We start from the raw sequence: 20,596 nt of genomic DNA, 5'->3' as shown, positions 1-20,596 counted from the left end.
GGGGGGGGGGGGGGGGGGGGGGTAAATGCAATAAAACAAACGTCTGTAATACTGGAATTGATGGGTTTTATGCGATGATTTTTTATAATGAATGGAGGGTTCGATGTCATTAATGAGGGAATTTACGAGGGGTAGTAAGGGGAAAATGACGATATAGTACGACCTAAGTAGTTCGAAAGGGCGCATGATGATCGATGGCAAATTTACCGCAAAGGGGCGCGCGCATCTGGCCAGCCTGCCAGCGGTCAAAAGCGTGAGTGCATCGCATATCCGATATTCGGACCGTTTCCGAGTGGAAGTGATGTGCCGTTATAACGCCGGCGAATCACCGTCAGCCATTTTCCGTGAAGCGGGGCTTGATCCGAAACTGATCGGCTACAAACGTGTGGAGCGGTGCATTGCGCGCTGGAAGCAGCAGGAACGTGATGAGCGTCGAAAGGGAAAAGGGTCCGCGAGCCATTATCTTGCAGGATGTCGAACTGCGGGATGTCGAAGACGATTTGCCGATCGCCGAACTGCAAGGGGCTACGCGCGAAAGGGAGACGAATGACCCAACTGAGGCCGACGAATCGCAGAATATGGTGGCGAAGCTCGCCCAGGCGCAACTGACCATCAGCAAATGCGACATGCTCATCGCCAAGCAGGCGTTGCGCATCGACGAGCTTGAACGCGTGCTGCGGAAGTTCATCCAGTGATGGACATGCGGCGGCAGGGGCGCGGACGGAAGCCGTCTTTCGAAGAAGCGGTCGACATTGCCGATGAGGTGCGGCAGCGGCGCAGGGATCGTAGGAAAGTCATTGCCATGCGGGTGGTTGCGGCGCTGCTGATCATTCTTGCGATAGGCATCGGCGGGTTTCCTACGTTTCTGCAGTATCGGTCGGCGAGGGAGTCGCGGAATACGTCGGACCGGTCCGCGCAGGCGGTCGCTGGCTGGCCTTACCCCCCAGGCTGATGAGGCGTTTGCCGCGGCCAAAGCATATAACAGGCGGCTTGCGGCTTCGGGGCAGCCGATTCTCGGCGAGGCTCAAGACCCGTTCTCCCAAGTGCAGGGCGGATCGCAGTCCAGTGAATCCGGTGCCGCGGAATCAAATAGCGCCAGTGCGAAGGATGCGGAATATCAAAGTCTGCTCGATTCCGGCAGTGGCGTGATGGGCGCCATCCGCATTCCGAAGATCTCCGTACGTCTGCCGATCTACCATGGCACGTCGCAGTCGGCGCTCGCTTCCGGCGCGGGCCACCTGTATGGCAGCAGCCTGCCAGTGGGCGGGCGGAGCGCGCATGCGGTGATCACCGGCCACCGTGGGCTGGTTGAGGCGATGATGTTCACGCGCTTGGATGAGATGCGTGTCGGCGACTACTTCTACATCGAAGTGATGGGTCGTACGCTCGGTTATAAGGTGGATCGCATTTCGGTGATCGAACCGAATGACACTTCTAAGTTGAAGATCGTGCCCGGTGAGGACCGGGTGACGTTGATGACCTGCACGCCGTACGGTGTGAACACTCACCGATTGCTGGTTTCGGCGGTGCGTGCGCCGATTCCTGGAGTGGTTCCGGCGGAGCATGATGCGGCGAAGGACGCGCGGACGATTGCGATCACGGCCGCGGTGGCCACGTTGCTGTTTGGTCTGTTGCTGGTTTGGTTGCGTAGACGGCCGCGGCATATTCGCAGACATGCGGCTTGGTGGCCGAAACGTGGCTAGTCATTGCAGTGACATGCTGTGTCGGCGTCCGTGCTGTTTGCGGGCGTATGAATGATATTGCCCCGTCGGGCGACCGGCTTATGCGAATTTCGGGCGGTACGGGTGGTTGAAAGCGTTGCTATCGCTTGGTTTCTAGGTGATTTCATACCCCGAATCTCCCGCGATTAGGGTGTATGTATCCATTCCCCTTTTCTTCTATTGTCCAGAAGTGGAGCGCCGGAAGTGTATCCGCGTCGGCTGGATGCGTGACCGGTGGCGAAGATGTGGATCGTGCGCATGCGCACGGCGTGTAAAATGAAAGACACAATAACTTTTGGCCAATACGTGGATCGTGCGCATGCGCACGGCGTGTAAGGGGAGGTGGCGGATGAGGCATGCGCGAATACAACAGGCAAAGCCTGAGAGGAGCTTTGCTGAACGAATAGTCGCCGTCATCGTTGCGATCGCCATGCTCGGCGGCATGGGCTACGCCACCACTTCCGCCGCAATGGCGGATGATGCCGAACCGACCTTGGAGCAGCAGGCCGGCATCAGTATGGGATTGCATGATTACAATCGCAACACCATTAATGATGGTCATGCGCTGCGGTTCAAGAACAGTGGTTCTCAATATAACAGATATGTCGGCTCTGGCAAGGGCGCATACACCGGTATTGTGAATACAACCCTGAGAAATGGCTATCCGACCATGGCGGCTGATAAGGGATCAGAATCATTGGACTATCTCTTTGGCGGGAAGCCTGATATCGCCGTCACCAGCTACAAGCCGACTGGCGGACTGCTGACATTGGATAATGATGGGTATTACGGTTTTGACGCCGCTTCCCATTACGCCTCATACGACAAAGCATCGAATAGATTCACGTTGACTGATAAGCAATGCGGAGGCAATGCGCCTTGTTTCACTCCATTTGGAAACGATACTGCCGATAATAGATATTCCTTCGGTATGAATCTTGGCGCCGATTTCTACATGCCGAAAGACGGCAAGGTCAACAATCGGGACATGGTGTTCGACTTCACCGGCGACGATGATGTGTGGGTGTTCATCGATGGCGTGCTGGTGCTTGATTTGGGTGGTATCCATGACGCGTCGCATGGCAGCATCGATTTCGCCACCGGCGCTATCACCTACGATACGACTCCGTATCATGGCCAACCTGCCGGAACAATCTCCCAGGCGTTTGACAATGCGGGAAAGACGTGGGATTCCACGCCATATAAGACTCATCATCTGAGCTTCTTCTATCTGGAACGCGGCGACGGCGGATCCAACTGCAAGATCAGGTTCAATCTGCCGGTGAAGCCGTCCAAGGCCATCGACATCGAGAAGCAAACCCTAGGCACCATCGAAGCGGACAAACAGTTCCAATTCCAGCTGTTCGTCGACGGTTCCTCGACCCCGTACCAGGGCAAATACAGCGTGTACGATGCGTACACCAATCAGGTCGAGTCCGATAAGCAGACCGGAGACAACGGTGTGATAACGCTGACCAAGGGTCAATTCGCCCGCGTGCAATCCGACACGTTCACTGACGACACCAAGTATACGGTGCGTGAGTTGAATTCCAGCGGCTACACCGTGTCCGCGAACGGTTCCCCAATGACGCAACAGGGCGGCGGCGATAATGCATACGCCGAAACCGACTCGTTTACCGTGGGAAAGACGAGCCACGTAACCATCGTGAATTCCAATGTGAAACCATCGAACAACAAAAGCATCGTGAAAACCAATGGCGGCAAAGGCGATGAGTACACGTTGAATCTGACCGCATCCGGCGATAGCACCTCCTCCACGGTCACCACTGTCACACCGGCCGACATTGTGCTGGTCATGGACAAGTCCGGCAGCATGAATAAAGATAATCGCGATACTAACGCACAGAACGCGGCCAATGCTCTCGCCAAGAAACTGCTGACTGACAAAAATTTGGAGTTGCCGACTGAACAGCAGGTCCAAATGGCGGTGGTGACATTCAACAAGAACGCTACGCTGGAACAGGGCTTTACCACGTCTGCGAGCAGTATCGAAAGTGCTGTTTCCCGGGCTCCGAGTGGCGGCACCAACTGGGAGGCCGCGCTCGAGCAGGCAAACTCTCTGCCAGATCGCTCTGGTGTGAAGAAGCACATCATCTTCCTCTCGGATGGCGATCCGACGTACCAAACGTCCTCATATAGCGGATGTTATTCTAAGCGGAAGGGTGTGCGGACTGCTCATCCGGAATATACGACCCCGGAGTCCTGCCGAGCACAACGGTACACGTGGGATGAAAATCCTGATGGTAGTTCCAATGGCGTGTACGGTGCAGGAGATAGCGATCCATACGGTTTCAACTATGCTGCCGCCCTGGCTGTGGCTAACAAGCGTGGCGATGCCGCACTCTATGTGGTGAAGACTTCCACTGAGGCGAAGAAGATGGCTGATTTCGCCGCTCAAGCCGATGCAGTGGACGGCAAGGAATTTGACGGCACGAATCCGGCGAATCTGACGAAAGCATTCGATCAGATCTATTCCAGCATTACTTCTTCTGCGAAGATCAAGGTCTTCTCCATCACCGACACCTTGTCCCAGTGGGTGGATCCGGTCAAGTTCGCAGGTGCCGCCAACGGTGCCGACATCACACAATATGTGACGGTGAAGAACGGCAGTACTACCACGCCGACGAGCGAATACACGGCCACATACAGCGTCGACGATTCCGGCAAACGCACCGTGACGGTGACGTTCAACGGTACTGACGGCATCGTCGTAGAAAAGACTGATGTCATCGACGTTTCCTTTAAAGTCAAGCCAAGCGATGCTGCATATGCCGACTATGCGAACGGCAACAACTATCCGGATACGGGAGACGCGAATACCGGAGACGTATCCGCTGGGCAGCGAGGCTACTATTCCAACGCGGATGCGAAGCTGAACTATTGCGTGCTCACCGAGGTCAACAACGTGACATCCTGCGAACCGACCGAAGCCGAATATCCGCATCCTGTGGTGCAGGTGAAGCTTGGCAAGATTAAGATTACCAAGCAATGGAAGGGCAGCGGTGAGCATGCCGATTCCGTGACGGTGCAATTGCAGCGCAAGGCGATCGATGCGTCTACTGATGCGGAGAACGTTGATACGATCACGCTGAACGCCGACAACCAGTGGACTGCGACGGTTGGCAATCTACTGCCCGGCTACACGTATTCCGTGGTGGAAACCTCCGGTGATGACCGATATGACGTCTCCTATGAGGGCAACAATACCAAATTGACCAAGGAGATGGTGTGGTCTTCCAAGGCCGATGCGGGAACATTGAATGCGACCATCACCAACACGCGGAAGACGGTGTCACTAAGCAACGCAATCTCGGTGAAGAAGAATCTGACCGATCGTGAGTGGAAGGATTCCGACCAGTTCAGCTTCACGTTGGAGGCGAAAAACAATGCTCCGTTGCCGGCCAGCTGTAAGGATCAGCAGCCATGCACGGTGACGGTGAATCATGATTCGACCGACCATACCAAGTCCTTCGGCGATATCACCTACAACGCCGGTGCCGACACCTACACATACTACGTGACGGAAAACTCGGGAAACATCGCTGCACTGCACTACTCGCAGGCGGAATACCAGGTGGTTGTGGCCGTGTGTAAGAAAGGCACGACCAACGATTGGGAAGCCGTCGTCGAATCCGTGACCAAGACGAAGACCGATTCCGGTGTCGAGGGCGCTTGGAGTGAAGACAAAACCCAGCCGATGACTTTCACCAACCAATACATTTCGGCATCGTCACTGCCATTGACGGGCCGCATGGGTGCGGAACGATGGTGGCAACTGGCAGCAAGCGGGATCGGCGTGCTGGCATTGCTAGCCGTCGTTGCGGCCGACCAGTGGAGACGTAAGAAGCGGCTCAGCTGAATAACACAGGATTTGCGGATCGCGGGGGTATGTTGGGTTCCCGCCTCCCGCGATTGCAGAAAACAGTAACCAACAATCAAGGAAGAGGAGATTCTCATGAAGATGAGGAAACTTTTCGCAGGGTTGGCCGCCGCGGCAACGCTGCTCGGTGGTGTCGCCCTAGGAGCCACTGCCAATGCGGCATCAACCGATGAGGCAACGCTTACGGTGAATCATGCGCAGGAAGGCCACACCTATACCGCGTACCGCATCGCCACATTCGACAATCCGCAGGCTGCCGAAGAAGACAGCACGCTGGCATCCGTCGAAATCAACACCGTGACCAATCCGGATTGGGTGAAGGTCCTGCGGGATGCGTTCAACGCCAATAATGATGTTCCTCTGCCTAACGAGTACCAGAACAATCCGGCCGCGGCATTGGCTGTGCTCAGTGCTGACCATGCACGTAAGGTCGTGGACGAGTTGACTATTCCTTCCGGTGCTCAAGGCATCGAATTGAATACGCTTAATGGCACGAGTAAAACCGCTACGGTACCTGAAGGCTGGTATGTGGTCATCAATACGGTGAACGGAGCTCAGAAAGCAAGCACGACCGCATTGGTCGCCACCAAGATTACGAATGGAGACAAGACATATACGAAGTTCAGGCTGAACAAGGAAAACGGCCAGCAAAACATCGAAGCGCTTGGCGAGTTCAACGCAAAAAGCGAGAATGCGCCGGATGCACCTGACAAGACTGTTGAGAATGTGACCACTAAGGTCAACGACAACACTGTGAATGTCGGCGATACGGTGGAATATACCATCAAGCACACGATTCCAGCGGCCGCAGCCGGTTATGATAACTACCAATACGCCATCTATGATACGGCTTCCAAAGGTTTGACGGTTGATGCTGCCTCCATTGCAGTGAAGATCGAGGGCGTTGCGGCTCCGCTAACACCGAATACCGATTACCGGGTGGAAGGACCGACGGTGAACTCGAATACCAAGGCAACGCTCACCAAAATCACTCTGACCTACGCCACCGCCAAAGCGTACGCCGGTAAGGAAGTGACGGTGACGTATCGAGCCACTGTCAACAGCGACATCCTCGAGAACACCGATCAGTCGGCCACCAACACAGCCAAGGCATACACCAACGGTGGAGAGTCCGGTACCGGAACTACCACGGTCGACACGCATGACTTCCAGTTCAAGAAGGTCGGTGTGGGTGATACCGACAGGAATGGTCTTGCCGGTGCGAAGTTTGTGGTGAAGAAGGATGACAAGTATCTCAAGTTGAATACCACAAGCAAGGCGTGGTCCCTTGTCGACGATCGGGCTGAAGCCACGGTGTTCACTTCTGGTCCTGACGGCATGGTCAAGCTTGAGGGCTTGTCTTCCGGCAAGTACACCGTTGTGGAAACCGAAGCCCCGACCGGCTATGCGCAGAACTTCAAGGTTACCTTCGATGCGACCATCATGCAGAATGGTACCGTCAGCGTGGAGCAGGACACTCTGCATCTGGTGATTCCTGATGGTAACGATACCCAAATCAAGAACGTCAAGTCTGTCACTCAGCTGCCGCTGACCGGTGCCGCGGGAACCGTGTTGTTCACCGTCGTGGCGCTGCTGGTGGGTGGCGCTGGCGTGGCTGTGGCGGTCAAGAGTCGTCGCCGCACGTACTGAGCGCATGCGTTCGGTGTGAGTGAGTTGTGAATTGACTCACTCACAATAAAAGTCAATGCGGGCGGTTGTGGGTATTCCATAATCGCCCGCATTGACGTGTGGCCGATCGGTTGAAGCAATATACGGTCAGCAATATTTGAAAAGCTGCTTGTGAGAAGTCGGATATACACTTGCTTCATCACGGGGTATAGCAAAGGGGGTAAAACGATGCGCGGTGGAGGATCATTCAGCATGGACGAGCTCCAAATGTTGCGGGATCTGCCGGCGGTGGCTAACGTGTCGAAAGACCGCATCACGTACTCCAACGCCTTCAAACAGGTGTGTGTCATACGGTATCTTGCGGGGGAATCGCCGACCAAAATCTTCCGCGAGGCGGGATTGCCGCCGGAACTGATTGGGTATAAACGTATAGAACGAAGTGTGGCGCGTTGGAAGGCCGCCGCCATCAAATCAGTGAGCGGCAGCGATCATCTGGATGACAGCGAAATCATCGCACAGCTCGTTGAACGGTACAAGCGTGCTTTGGCGACGAGGCGGAATCTTGACAATATGGCGTCCGGTGTTCCGGATTTGAGCGTTCCCGTTATGTCCGAAGGTGCTGTCGGCGCGCATGCTTCGATCGGTGCGCTCGACGGTGATACCGCCGGCATCATCATCAAGCAGCAGGCCCGCCGCATCGACGAGCTGGAACGTGCCCTCGTAGCGTTGCGTAACAAGCTGAACAAGGAAGTGCCAGCAGCTCCCAATGTGGACTGACGTCTTTCGAGGCGCTCGCATGCGTCTCACGCGACGAAATCCCCAAGACTACTGAAATCCAACACTCTGCCGTGGCGTGTGGGGAAGGATTCGTCTCCGCCATAGACCACGAAACGATGATCCGCATCCACGCCCATGATTGGTGCGAGATCCTCCAAATTCTCGAAGGCGCTTGGCCGGTACGTGGCGGACGATTTGACCTCGATCGCGTATAGTGGCTTGCCACCCTTTTCGATGATGAAATCGATCTCCTTTTTGTTGCTGTCCCTCCAGAAGAATAGTTTCGGCTCTTTGCCGAGTGCTTGGTAGCGTTTGATGATTTCGACCGCGACGGCATTCTCATACAGGTTGCCTCGGTACTGGCTCGCCGCAAGTTGTTCTGTGCTTTCGATGCCCAGCAGATTGGCCGCCAAGCCAGTGTCATAGAAGTATAGTTTTGACGCTTTGATAAGTCGTTTCCCGAAATTTTTGTGGTACGGGTGTAGTCGGAATGCGATGAAACTCGATTCGAGGATGGATAGCCAGCTACGGACCGTATCGACGTTGATATTGCAGTCATTGGCAAGACTCTCGATGTTGAGCACTTCTCCGACACGGGTGGCGCACAATGTGAGGAATGTGTTGAATTCCGCCACTTTCCGCACTCCTAATTCGGCACGCACGTCTCGATCGATATAGGTGCTGATGTAATTCGGAAAGAAATCGTTTGGACTGATGCCCATGACGTTCAACCGGGGATATCCGCCTCGGAATAGAAAATCGCTCATGTTTGTCGGTTCGTGATCTGTGCTGGCAAGCTCATCATAGGAGAACGGCAGCAGGTGGAGAATTGCCACACGGCCGGCAAGTGATTGAGAGATGCTTTTCAGCAACAGGAAGTTCTGTGAGCCGGACAGGATGTATTGGCCGGGCGCATTCGTGTTATCGATAACTCCCTGCATGTATGAGAAAAGCTCGGGCACGCGTTGCACTTCGTCCAAAATTACCTTGTTGTCGAAGCGTGCGAGGAAAGAACGGGGGTCGTCTTGGGCGACTGCTCGCATGTCCGTATCTTCAAGGGACACGTAGCGATAATCGGGGAAAGCGTCTCGCACGAGAGTGGATTTGCCGCTTTGCCTCGGACCGGTGATGGAAATGACGGGAAACTGTTTGGTGAGAGACAGTAGTTTGCCGCTTAACGTTCGATGTAGCATTTTGGTCTCCTGTAAGGGTTGTTGGCGGTCTAACCCACGATTTGCATAAAGTCTAACCCACGATTTGCATAAAGTCTAACCCACGATTTGCATAAAGTCTAACCCACGATTTGCATAAAGTCTAACCCACGATTTGCATAAAGTCTAACCCACGATTTGCATAAAGTCTAACCCACGATTTGCATAAAGTCTAACCCACGATTTGCATAAAGTCTAACCCACGATTTGCATAAAGTCTAACCCACGATTTGCATAAAGTCTAACCCACGATTTGCATAAAGTCTAACCCACGATTTGCATAAAGTCTAACCCACGATTTGCATAAAGTCTAACCCACGATTTGCATAAAGTCTAACCCACGATTTGCATAAAGTCTAACCCACGATTTGCATAAAGTCTAACCCACGATTTGCATAAAAACATCTCCGTACGGCTGCTCGGTTTGCTGAAGCCGTCGCTTGCCAGATGCGGGCGCGCTACGAGTTCTTGCCTGGTGACTTGTATAACGGTTCGGCTCGCTGTCTGACGACAATGCCGCCGAAGTTGCCGAAGGTTCGAGGCTTACTGGCGATTCGTTGCCTTATAAACGCACTAGGTAGGGTGCGGAGTCCGTCCGAAACGCCATATAATGTCCCTGTATTAGGCGGTTTAAGGGGGTCCTGAACTGATGGCAGGCATTTTGCGAGGGGGCACGTGCGACGGGTCGGGGAGCAACGAGTCGCAAGATACGCGCACCTACGTTCCGCCGACGTTCGCCGAGGCGACCGATGTATCCGAAGAGATTCGCGAGCGTCGCGCCGACGCGGGTAGATCCATTGCCCTGCGTGTGCTTGCGGCGGTGCTGATTTTCTCCGCAATCGGCATTGGTCTTTTCCCGAAAGTGCTGCAATACCAGTCCGCGCAAAAGCTGGCGAGCACGTCCGCCCGTTCCGAGCAGAGCGTCGCGGGCTGGCCGTATCCGCAGGCCGACGAGGCATTCGCCGCAGCTGGGGCGTACAACAAGCGTCTCGCCGAATCAGGTCAGCCGGTGATTGGCGAGGCCGAGGATCCGCTCGCCGAGCTGTATTACAACGATCAATCCGGCTCCAGCGACGGTTCCGGTTCCAGCTCGACGGACACAGTCGCCACCGGCGATGGTAACAAGGATTCCGCTAGCTCCAAAGACGCGGAATACCAGCGTTTGCTGGATACTGGCGATGGCGTGATGGGTTCCATTCGCATTCCAAAGATTTCTGTGGATTTGCCGATCTACCATGGCACGTCGGAACGAACGCTTGCGTCCGGCGCGGGACATTTATATGGCAGTAGTCTGCCGGTGGGTGGCAAGAATACGCATGCGGTGATTACCGGACATCGGGGTTTGGTTGAAGCCTCAATGTTTACGCGTTTGGATGAAATGCGGGTTGGTGATTACTTCTATATCGATGTGATGGGCCATACGCTTGGCTACAAGGTGGATCGTATTACCGAAATCGACCCTAACGACACATCACAATTGAAGATTGCCTCTGGCGAGGATCGGGTCACGTTGATGACATGCACTCCGTACGGTGTGAACACGCATCGTTTGCTGGTTTCTGCGCTGCGTTCCGCCATTCCCGAAGAGATTCCCGCAGAGGATGATGCGGCGAAAGATGTGCGTGTGACTGCGGGCGTGGTGTCAGTTGCCACGTTGTTGGTCGGTTTGTTGTTGGTTTGGCTGCGCCGCTGTCCGTGGCATGTCCGTAGGCACGCCGCTTGGTGGCCAAAGCGCAACTAGGGACTAATGGCATTAATGTTGCACTTGACAGATGCTTCTTTGTCGGGGAAAACTTTGAAAGAAACATGACAACGTTTGCTTATAGTTTTTCATTGCGATTTATGGGGGGTAAGAATACTCTGAAATCGCGATAATATGTACGATTTCAAGGAAAATATATCCCCTTGATACCTCTTTAGGAGGGTATATATCCCTCTTTTTTCTCCTTATGGTTTAGGCAACGAAGCGATTGCTGGACGGTATGTGAAGCGAAGACGCATCAAATATACCGGTCGAGGGGAAAGCCCCCAATCGCTTAACGGTACAAGGGGGTAGACGTATGAGACACGTCTTTGAGCGAAACAGGGCGAGGGACACAGGTCTGTTCACGCGTCGTGTCATTGCGGCCGTCGCGACGGTCGCAATGCTCGCCGGCGTGGGGTGCGTCACTGCTTCGTCAGCGGCGGCGGAAGATGCCACGGGAGTCTTGGAACAACAAATCGAGCAGCCGGTATTGCAAGAATCTGGGCAAGAGGATTCACAGCCGGTGGAACAAAATTTGATGGTGGGAGAAGAGCAGCCGTCAGATCAAGAGGCTTACCAGCAAGTCGAACAAGAAACGGAACAAGAAACGAAAGAAGAGACTGAGCAGTGGGTTGAGCAGTGGGTTGAGCAGGAGGTTGAACAACAATCTGAACAACAATCTGAACAACCTGATGAGCAGCCAGTTACGTTGTCCGCTCAACCGATTGCGCGAGCAAATCGGGCGCAGCCGATTGCTCAGAACGAGACTGGTTCTCAGTTATTGGAAGAGTCGTTTAAGAATTCCAGTTTCACCGATCCGGGAAGCTGGTCGATGAAAGGAAACGCCTGCCTGACGGCCAAGGGTTGTGCAAGCACCCAGGACAGTGCCGATATTCAGAAGCATGACGGTAACGGTTATCTGCAGCTGACGGATAACAGCGGAAGCAAGAGCAGCGCGGTGTTGTACAACCAGCCTGTCATCAGCAAGAACGGACTGCATGTGTCGTTTGACTATTACATGTACCACAAAACTGACGTAGGGCTCAATACTCCAGCTGATGGCATCAGCTTCTTTCTTACGGACGGTGCCGCCACGTTGAGTCAGGCTGGTGCTGCGGGTGCGGGTCTGGGATATGCGACCAATGATGAAGATGGTACTGGTAGCAAAGCTCGTGAAGAAGGCGTCGCCCAAGGTATTTTGGGCATTGGATTGGATCGTTTCGGCAATTTCAGCATCCAGCATGCATCCGGAACGCAGGACCGTGTCACCGGTGGCGATGATTGCGGTAAATGGACCAACTCGACTGGATCCAATTCGATCACGCTTCGTGGCAAGGGCATCATGGACGACAGCGGTAAGTGGACCAAGGGATACTGCATTGTCACATCGAAGCAGGTCAGCAGCTTGGGTACGGGGAATGCGACCAATTCGGCTACCGACGCCAACGGCAAGCGAGTCGACATCACCATCGCGCCTCTTGCCAATGAGAGTGCCACGACCCAGCGTCTGACCGTCAAGGTCGCGGGTGTTAGTGTACTCGAACATGACATCGATCGCCTGCCGGACACGGTGAAGTTCGGTTTCAGCGCGTCCACGGGCGCGGCCCACCAGGTGCAGTTGATTCGTGGTCTGAGCGTGTATTCGATGATGAAGCTGAGCCAGCTCGATTTGGTGAAGTCCGTGGACAAGGATAAGTATCCGAATGCGGACACGCATGTGTTCCAAGTGGGGGATAAAGTCCCGTACAAGTTCGTCGTGCGCAATAGTGGCAACGCCCAGCTGGACAACATCACGGTGAACGATCCGAACATCGCAAACGTCGCCTGCGACGCGCGGAACCTCGCGCCGGGCGCCCAGACGCAGTGTTCCGGGACGTTGATCATCACCGAGAGCTTGGTGGGTGAGAATGGCACCTTCACGAACACCGCCACCGCCACGGCGACGGATGCGGATAACAAGACCATCACCTCGCCGCAGGCGCAGGCGACGATTCATGTGAACAAGCCGTTGGGCGCTCCCGAGAAGCATAAGCGCATCAAGAAGAACGGTGATGGCACCTACACGCTGAACGTGGATGTGAAGGGCGCTGCCAGCAGCACCACGGTCACCACCACCCAGCCGATCGACTTCACGCTGGTGCTGGATGTGTCCGGTTCGATGGCCGATCCGATGAGTGAGACGGATCGGACCAAGCGGTTAGACGCACTGAAAGAAGCGGTTAAAGCATTTCTTGATGAAGCTGCGAATACTAATACGGAGGCCGGTTCCGAACTGGTTCACGTTGGACTGGTGAAGTTCGCCGGCGATAAAACGGACGAAATCGGGGATGACATGTACCGAAGTGGTAGGTACACCTACAACTACTCCCAAATCGTTAGCGATCTGACTGCGAATATGAACGGTCTGAAGAACAAAGTCAGCAAACTCAAAGCCGCTGGCGCCACCCAAGCCGACAATGGATTCAATCTTGCGGTCAAGGTGATGGGCAGTGCTAGTGCTCGAACCGATGCGAAGAAGGTCGTTATCTTCTTCACGGATGGCTCGCCTACATCGTCTAATGGGTTTGAAAAAGAAGTGGCGAACAATGCCGTTACCGCTGCCAAGAAGTTGAAGGATGGCGGTGCCGCCGTGTATTCCATCGGCATCTTCGACAAGGCCGACCCGTCCTCGCTCTCCAGCAACGAGAACCAGTTCATGCATGCGGTGTCCAGCAATTTTCCGAAGGCAACGAGCTACAACAATCGTGGTGACGGAGATAAAGACGCCGGGTATTACAAGGCCGCCACGAACGCGTCGGAACTGAACGCCATCTTCGACGAGATTGAGAAGAGCGAGACCACCACGTCCGCATACACCAATGTGGTCATGGAGGATACACTTTCCGGCTATGTCGAGCTTGCGGATAGCAACTACAAGGTCGTTGCCAAGGATGCTTCCGGCAAGGTGGTCTCCTTGACTAAGAATGTCGATTACACCTTGACGTATGACGCGAGCACGAAGAAATTCACGGTCGCATTCCTGAAGCCTCTGGTCAACAACGTGACATACACGCTGGAATACAACGTGAAACCCACGCAGAAAGCGTATGACGAGTATGCCGCCAACCTGAACGCCGGTAAGGATGGATATGCCGGCGTGAAGGGTGACGCGGATACCGATCTGGACGGGAACACCACGTCCTCGAATCAGTCTGGTTTCCGTTCGAACGATTCCGCATGCCTGTCATACACGGCCGATGGCGTGGATCATGCATGCGGCGGCAATCCGTATCCGCATCCGGTGATCCAGGTGGTGCATTCCACACTGCACATCGACAAGCAGTGGAGCGGTAACGGCCAGAAGCCGGAAAGCATCACGGTGGATATCAAACAGGGCAACGATACCTATAAGACGGTCACGCTGAAGCGTGACGATAGCGGCAAATGGTCCACCGACGTGATTATTCCGGCAGGCGCCCAAAAGACGTACACGGTGACGGAAGCCGAACCGGACAGCCACTTGTGGAAGGCTTCCTACCAGCACAAGGTCGGCGATAAGGATCTTGCTGACGGCAATGTGGTGACGGTGCCGGAATCCACGGCATCGCAGAACGCCACAGTAGTCATCACCAACACGTTGAAGACGGCCACGTTGGAGAACGCGATTGGCGTGAAGAAGAAGCTGGTCGGCCGCGATTGGAAGGATTCCGACGAGTTCACTTTCAAGCTGAAGGCAGACGATTCCAATCCAGACGCGCCGATGCCGTCCGACTGCAAGGACAAGCTGCCCTGCACGGTGACGGTGAAAAAGAGCTCGTCCGATCACGCCGCATTCTTCGGCGACATTACGTACGACGCTGGCGAGGCAACGTACACGTATACCGTGACGGAGAACGCCGGTTCAGCGTCTGCAATGCACTATTCGCAGGCGAAGTACAAGGTCGTGGTGACCGTGAGCAAAAACACTGCCGGCACGTGGAGTGCTGCCGTGACGTCCGTGACCAAGATGCTGGACGACAACGGCAAGACGGTTTCCGAATCGCAGAGCGACATTGATAACCCGGTTGTTTTCACCAATTACATCGTGGTGTCGGCGCTGCCGTTGACGGGCGGGATGACGGATCGTCAGTGGCTGTTCGTCGGCGGTGTGGTCGGCGGGCTTGCGGTGCTGCTCATCGGCGCGGCCGGTGTGTGGAACGGCAAGAAGCGACTCGTCTGAATCGCTGTGCGAGGTTGGAACGTCTGCCAACTTGAAGGCGTTCCGGCCGATAATCCAGGATTTGCGGATCGTGGGAGCAAGTTGGGCTCCCGCCTCCCGCGATTGCAGAAACAAGTAATCAAACAAAAAAGGAAGAGAGGATTCTCATGAAGATGAGGAAACTTTTCGCCGGCATCGCCGCTACTGCGACGCTGCTGGGCGGCATGGCTCTGGGCGCAGCCAGCGCGCAGGCTGATGGACCGCAGGCGACTACGCCGTTGCTGCAGGTCAACAACGCGCAGGAAGGCCACACGTACACGCCGTACAAGTTCGCCACCTTCGCGAACGCCGACAATGGTTCCGTCGAAGTGAACACGGTCGATGCGTGGAAGACCGCGGTGACCACGGCCGCCGACGCCGCCGACAACGATACTAAGAACAGCGTTCCGGCGGAATACGCCAACAATCCGGCCGCATACGTGGCGACGTTCAATGCGGAGCAGATCCGCAAGTTCGCCACGGAACTGGCCAAGACCAACCCGCTGCCTACCGTCGATGGCGCGGGCCTGACCGTGACCGCGGACAAGGCGGGCACGACCCAGCCGGTCACGGTGAATGGCGAAGGCTGGTACCTGGTGACCGACACGTACACCAAGACCGGTGATACCGAAGCCACGACCGGCACTCCGGCCATTGTGGCCACCACCGTCAACGGCCTGACCAACTTGACGATCGCGGCAGATAAGGTGACCGGCCAGGGCAACATCAAGTCCGTGGGCCAGTTCAACGCGAAGAACGAGAACCCGCTCACTCCGCCGGTCAAGACCGCCAAGGTCGGTGCAGTGGATGTGAATGGCAAGACCGTGAACGTCGGCGACACCGTGAACTTCACCGTGTCCGCAACCGTTCCTGCTTCCGCAGCCAACTACGACTCCTACCCCTTCACCATCACCGATACCGCGTCCAAGGGCCTGCAGGTCGCCAATAAGACCGCTTTCAAGGTGCAGGTCGACGGCAAGAATGTGGACAGCACCCTGTACACGGTGACACAGACTGGTGCTGCTACTGAGAAGGACGGCACCACCACGACCATCAAGTTCGCCAACGCGAAGACTCTGGCCGGCCAGACCATCGTCGTGTCGTACACCGGCACCGTCACCAAGGATGCGCTGACTGGCCTGGGCGGCAGCGTGAACAACAAGGCCACGGTCACCACCAACGGCGGTACCAGCGAGGCAGGCGAGACCAACGCAAAGACCTACGGCTTCCAGTTCAAGAAGATCGGCGTCGGCGACGACACCAACGCTTTGGCTGACGCACAGTTCGTCGTCAAGAAGGGCGACAAGTACCTCAAGCAGGACAATGACGGCGCATGGTCGCTCGTTGACACCCAGGAGGCCGCCACGACGTTCACCTCCGCCAATAAGACCGGCTTGGTGCAGATCAAGGGCCTCGCAGCCGGAGACTACACGGTCATGGAAACCGCTGCTCCGAACGGCTACGCCCAGAACTTCAAGGTCACCTTCGACGTGAACATTGCAGAGAAGGACGGCACGGTTACCTTCACGCAGGATGCTCTCCATCAGGTCACTCCGCCGACCGGCGGCCAGATCGCCACCGTGAAGAACGTGAAGTCCATCACTCAGTTGCCGCTCACCGGTGCTGCGGGCACCACGCTGTTCACCGTCGTGGCGCTGCTCGTGGCCGGTGCCGGTGTAACCGTTGCGGTTAAGAGCCGTCAGCGTACGCACTAAACACATAAGGCGGTAACGCCAAAAATCATGCAGGGGCCAATCCAACCGGGTTGGCCCCTTTTGCGTGCGCCCGCGACCCGACTGTCCTACGGTCCGCCCCGGCCCAGCGGGAACTTCTGTGGGGTGTCATCCGCATCGGATGAGGATGTTTTTCGAGGGGATAGTGCGGGTTGGTGCGACGTGTTGCAACAAGCTGAACCGTGGGCGCAAGGCAGTCGCAGACGGTCTCCGAAGAGAGGGAAAAAACGAGGGTATCGTACGGCAAGCGGGCCATAGAATCGCAAAGCATATCCACGAGAAGTGGGCAATGGAGGCACAGGACGGGAGGTATTGCCGTGCGTGGTGGCGGAGCGTTCAACGACGAGGAGATTCAGTTGTTGCGGGGATTGCCGGCGGTGGCGAATGTGACGCGTGATCGTATCACCTATTCCGACACTTTCAAGCAGGTGTGCACCATCCGGTATCTTGCGGGGGAATCTCCGACCAAAATCTTCCGTGAGGCGGGATTGCCGCCGGATCTGGTCGGGTACAGGCGCATCGAACGCAGTGTGGCCCGTTGGAAGGCTGCCGTCCTCAAATCCGTGAGTGGTAGCAGTAACATGAGTAACGGCGAAATCATTACGGAGCTCGTCAACCTGTATGTTCATGCGGTGACGCGCAAGGAGAAACTCGACGGCATCGCAGGAATCGCCAATCCCGATAAGGCAAATATTGAAAATGCTCCGAATTCGCTGGACGGGGCGAACGTGTCGGGGGGGGGTGTATATCCGCTGACGTGCCCGTCCCATCCGATGCGGCTGCCATCGCCGTGCCGTTTGCACCTCTCAGCGCGAGCAGCGGCCTTGACAGCGAGACGGCGCTTGTCATCATCAAACAACAGGCTCGGCGTATCGACGAGCTGGAACGCGAAAACGAATCGCTCCGTGGCAAGCTGAAAACCTTGGCAAGCTGACGCCACCCGTCGCAAAGCGTTTTTTGGAAGAGATGCGAATCTGCCACATATAGCGCATTTCGCGGTACGAACAACGGCAGAGATTGTGCGGTTGACGCGGTAGGGTGTGAACATTATGACTTTTGGGAATACGAAAACCGGAAAAACTGGTACAAGCACGTCCGAAGCGACGGAAACCGCGCAAATCAAATCCATCGAAAGCCTCGACAAAGACAACGACATGGAACGCGGCCTGAAAAACCGCCACGTCCAGTTCATCGCCATCGGCGGCACCATCGGCACCGGCCTGTTCCTAGGCTCCGGCAAGTCGATTGCACTGACTGGCCCGAGCATCATCTTCGTGTACATCGGCGTCGGCCTGATCATGTTCCTGCTGACGCGTGCCATCGGCGAAATGATGTACAGCGACCCCAGCCAGCACACGTTCATCAACTTCATCACGCGCTATCTCGGCCGCGGGTGGGGCAAGTTCGCCGGCTGGACGTATTGGATCGTGCTCATTCTGACCGGCATGACCGAAATCACAGCCGTCAGCACGTATTTCGTCACGTTCTTCGGTACGTTCGGCATAGACCTCAACGCGTGGAAATGGCTTATCGAACTGTGCTTCCTTGTGGCGCTCACCGGCATCAATCTCATTGCCGTGAAAGTGTTCGGCGAGGCGGAATTCTGGTTCTCCATGATCAAAATCACGCTGATTGTGGGTCTGATTGTCACCGCCGTGGTGATGCTGTTCCTCGGTTTCAGCTACCCGGCCACGCATATCGAAGGCGTGGACGGCACGGTTTCCGGTGCCACTGTGAGCCTTACGAACATTACCGACGGCTTCCAGCTTGCGCCGAACGGCTGGATGAACTTCTTCATGAGCTTCCAGATGGTGTTCTTCGCCTACCAGCTCATCGAATTCGTAGGTGTGACCGTATCCGAAACGCAGAACCCACGCAAGGTGTTACCGAAGGCCGTCAACGAGCTGATCATGCGCATCCTCATCTTCTACGTGGGCGCACTCGTGGCCATCATGGCCATCGTGCCGTGGCGCAACTTCCATCAGAACGCGGACGGCTCGTTCGGTTCGCCGTTTATCATGGTGTTCAAATACGCTGGGCTCGACTGGGCTGCCGCGCTCGTGTTCTTCGTGGTGATCACCGCAGCCGCGTCGGCACTCAATTCGCTGATCTACTCGGCGGGCCGCCACCTATACCAGCTTGCGCAGGACTCCGAATCGCCCGCTATGCAGCGCCTCGGTGAGGTGTCGGATCACAAGGTGCCGGCGAAGGCGATTATCGTGTCCGGCTGCATGATTCTGTTCTCCCCGCTGGTTAACGCGATTCCGGGCGTTTCCGGTGCGTTCGTGCTGTTCGCTTCGGCCGCCAGCGCCGTCGTGATCTTCATCTACATCCTGACGATGCTTGCGCACCGCCGCTACCGCCAGAGCGCCGACTTCCTGCCGGACGGCTTTGTTATGCCGGCCTGGCAGGTACTCGACTGGGTTGCTGTCGCGTTCTACGTGCTCGTGTACGTCACGCTGTTCCTGTCCACCGACACGCTTGGTTCCGCGATCGCCGGTCTGGTTTGGCTCGTTGCGTTCGGCGGCTACTGCCTGCTGCACGAGCGATTCCAGAACCGCGACCTGAAAGCGGCGCTGGAGAAGTAGACGTGCTGCGGGCGTTGCGCTGCGCTGTGCGTGCGCTGCGTGGCGCAACGCACGACGTGCGTAGGTAACGAAAGAGGACCGGCGGGAACGTACGAAACGGTACGTTTTCCGCTGGCCCTCGTTGCATAATCGCAATAGATTAGTGCGATTCAGCCGATGTAGTCGGCCTCGTTCGTCGGGCTGGACGGCACGGCGTGGTCCTCGGTCACCTTGCCCAAGCCGGACAGATAGGCTTCACGGCCGGCCTCAATCGCGTTCTTGAAAGCGCGCGCCATCAGCGGAATGTTGCCGGCGGAAGCGATCGCTGTGTATGCCATCACCGCGTCCGCACCCATTTCCATGGCTTCCGCAGCCTGGCTCGGGCGGCCGATGCCCGCGTCGATGATCACCGGAACGTTGGAGTTCTTGATGATCACCTCGATGAAGTCACGTGCGCGCAGGCCCTTGTTCGAGCCGATCATCGCGCCAAGCGGCATCACGCAAGCTGCGCCCGCGTCCTCAAGACGCTTCGCTGCGATCGGGTCCGGGAACATGTACGGCATGACCACGAAGCCCTCCTTGGCCAGCTTTTCCGTGGCCTTGATGGTCTCCTCGTTGTCTGGCAGTAGATACTTCGCCTCGTGCTCGATCTCCACCTTCACGAAGTCCGTCTGGCACACCTCGCGGGCCAGACGTGCGATGCGCACCGCCTCCTCGGCGTTGCGCGCGCCGGACGTGTTCGGCAGCATGGTGATGCCCTTCGGAATGTAGTCGAGCAGGTTGTTTTCGGTGGTACGGCAGCGGCGCAAGGCCATGGTGACGATTTGCGTGCCGGCGTTCTCGATGGTGGCCTTGATGAGGTTCAGGTCGTAACGACCGGAACCGAGGATGAAGCGGCTGGTGAACTTGTGGCCGCCGAGAATCAACGGATCGGCGTCTCCTGTGGCGATCTCGTCGTACGCGTGCGCGTCCGGCTCTGGCAGAATCGCCGTGTTCGTGGTGGTGCCGACCAGCTCGTCAAGCGTGGCGTTCGGTGCGGCCGCAACATCGGCTGCTGCGGTGGTGATGGTGTTTTCGGTGCTCATCGTCGGTTCCTT

The 20,596-nt window shown here is 56.2% G+C and carries 10 protein-coding genes and 2 pseudogenes; 10 read left to right on the top strand and 2 right to left on the bottom strand.

The features are described 5' to 3' along the window. Window positions 1-187: 187 nt before the first annotated feature. The 5 genes and pseudogenes from OU26_RS09500 (at window position 188) to OU26_RS06560 (ending at window position 8,028) form a co-directional block, all read left to right on the top strand. Window positions 188-695: pseudogene (locus tag OU26_RS09500) on the top strand (HTH domain-containing protein). Then, a pseudogene (locus tag OU26_RS09495) lies at window positions 695-1,703 on the top strand (class C sortase). The pseudogenes OU26_RS09500 and OU26_RS09495 overlap by 1 nt, the downstream one beginning before the upstream one ends. Before the next feature lie 367 nt (window positions 1,704-2,070). Next, window positions 2,071-5,601 carry a DUF7604 domain-containing protein gene (locus tag OU26_RS06570; protein WP_026647243.1) on the top strand — a complete coding sequence of 1,177 codons (3,531 nt, stop codon included), beginning with the start codon at window positions 2,071-2,073 and terminating at the stop codon, window positions 5,599-5,601. Window positions 5,602-5,703: 102 nt separating this feature from the next. Next, window positions 5,704-7,272, top strand: a complete 1,569-nt coding sequence (locus OU26_RS06565) for a SpaH/EbpB family LPXTG-anchored major pilin (RefSeq protein WP_237743808.1) — start codon at window positions 5,704-5,706, stop codon at window positions 7,270-7,272. Between the two features lie 207 nt (window positions 7,273-7,479). Further along, window positions 7,480-8,028 (top strand): hypothetical protein, encoded by a 549-nt coding sequence (locus OU26_RS06560; RefSeq protein ID WP_026647241.1) that lies wholly within the window; start codon window positions 7,480-7,482, stop codon window positions 8,026-8,028. Window positions 8,029-8,054: 26 nt separating this feature from the next. Here the strand turns inward: OU26_RS06560 and OU26_RS06555 are convergent, their stop codons facing one another. Further along, entirely contained in the window at window positions 8,055-9,221 is a 1,167-nt protein-coding gene (locus OU26_RS06555) for an ATP-binding protein (protein WP_033498998.1), read from the bottom strand. Window positions 9,222-9,888: 667 nt separating this feature from the next. Here OU26_RS06555 and OU26_RS06550 point away from each other — a divergent pair. The 5 genes from OU26_RS06550 to OU26_RS06530 all read left to right on the top strand — a co-directional run bounded on the left by OU26_RS06550 (window position 9,889) and on the right by OU26_RS06530 (window position 19,520). Next, complete coding sequence (locus OU26_RS06550; RefSeq protein WP_033498997.1) at window positions 9,889-10,980, top strand: class C sortase; 1,092 nt, start codon at window positions 9,889-9,891, stop codon at window positions 10,978-10,980. A gap of 835 nt (window positions 10,981-11,815) precedes the next feature. Next, complete coding sequence (locus OU26_RS06545; RefSeq protein ID WP_237743810.1) at window positions 11,816-15,181, top strand: DUF7604 domain-containing protein; 3,366 nt, start codon at window positions 11,816-11,818, stop codon at window positions 15,179-15,181. Window positions 15,182-15,333: 152 nt separating this feature from the next. Beyond that, complete coding sequence (locus OU26_RS06540) at window positions 15,334-16,914, top strand: isopeptide-forming domain-containing fimbrial protein (protein WP_237743811.1); 1,581 nt, start codon at window positions 15,334-15,336, stop codon at window positions 16,912-16,914. 335 nt (window positions 16,915-17,249) lie between these two features. Further along, window positions 17,250-17,849, top strand: a complete 600-nt coding sequence (locus OU26_RS10095) for a hypothetical protein (RefSeq protein WP_241435491.1) — start codon at window positions 17,250-17,252, stop codon at window positions 17,847-17,849. Window positions 17,850-17,981: 132 nt separating this feature from the next. Then, entirely contained in the window at window positions 17,982-19,520 is a 1,539-nt protein-coding gene (locus tag OU26_RS06530) for an amino acid permease (RefSeq protein WP_033498995.1), read from the top strand. A gap of 149 nt (window positions 19,521-19,669) precedes the next feature. Here the strand turns inward: OU26_RS06530 and OU26_RS06525 are convergent, their stop codons facing one another. Next, window positions 19,670-20,584, bottom strand: coding sequence for a thiazole synthase (locus tag OU26_RS06525; RefSeq protein WP_021912915.1), 915 nt, complete (start codon window positions 20,582-20,584; stop codon window positions 19,670-19,672). Window positions 20,585-20,596 lie beyond the last annotated feature (12 nt).

The organism is Bifidobacterium ruminantium DSM 6489 (assembly GCF_000770925.1).
Lineage (GTDB): Bacteria > Actinomycetota > Actinomycetes > Actinomycetales > Bifidobacteriaceae > Bifidobacterium > Bifidobacterium ruminantium.
Note: the sequence above shows the minus strand (reverse complement) of the source record. Positions and strands in the feature narration are given on the sequence as shown.

Excerpts from the sequence above, each read along its gene's own strand:
- OU26_RS06570 (WP_026647243.1), top strand. The coding sequence starts at position 2,071 with ATGAGGCATGCGCGAATACAACAGGCAAAGCCTGAGAGGAGCTTTGCT.
- OU26_RS06565 (WP_237743808.1), top strand. The coding sequence starts at position 5,704 with ATGAGGAAACTTTTCGCAGGGTTGGCCGCCGCGGCAACGCTGCTCGGT.
- OU26_RS06560 (WP_026647241.1), top strand. The coding sequence starts at position 7,480 with ATGCGCGGTGGAGGATCATTCAGCATGGACGAGCTCCAAATGTTGCGG.
- OU26_RS06555 (WP_033498998.1), bottom strand. The coding sequence starts at position 9,221 with ATGCTACATCGAACGTTAAGCGGCAAACTACTGTCTCTCACCAAACAG.
- OU26_RS06550 (WP_033498997.1), top strand. The coding sequence starts at position 9,889 with ATGGCAGGCATTTTGCGAGGGGGCACGTGCGACGGGTCGGGGAGCAAC.
- OU26_RS06545 (WP_237743810.1), top strand. The coding sequence starts at position 11,816 with ATGAAAGGAAACGCCTGCCTGACGGCCAAGGGTTGTGCAAGCACCCAG.
- OU26_RS06540 (WP_237743811.1), top strand. The coding sequence starts at position 15,334 with ATGAGGAAACTTTTCGCCGGCATCGCCGCTACTGCGACGCTGCTGGGC.
- OU26_RS06530 (WP_033498995.1), top strand. The coding sequence starts at position 17,982 with ATGACTTTTGGGAATACGAAAACCGGAAAAACTGGTACAAGCACGTCC.
- OU26_RS06525 (WP_021912915.1), bottom strand. The coding sequence starts at position 20,584 with ATGAGCACCGAAAACACCATCACCACCGCAGCAGCCGATGTTGCGGCC.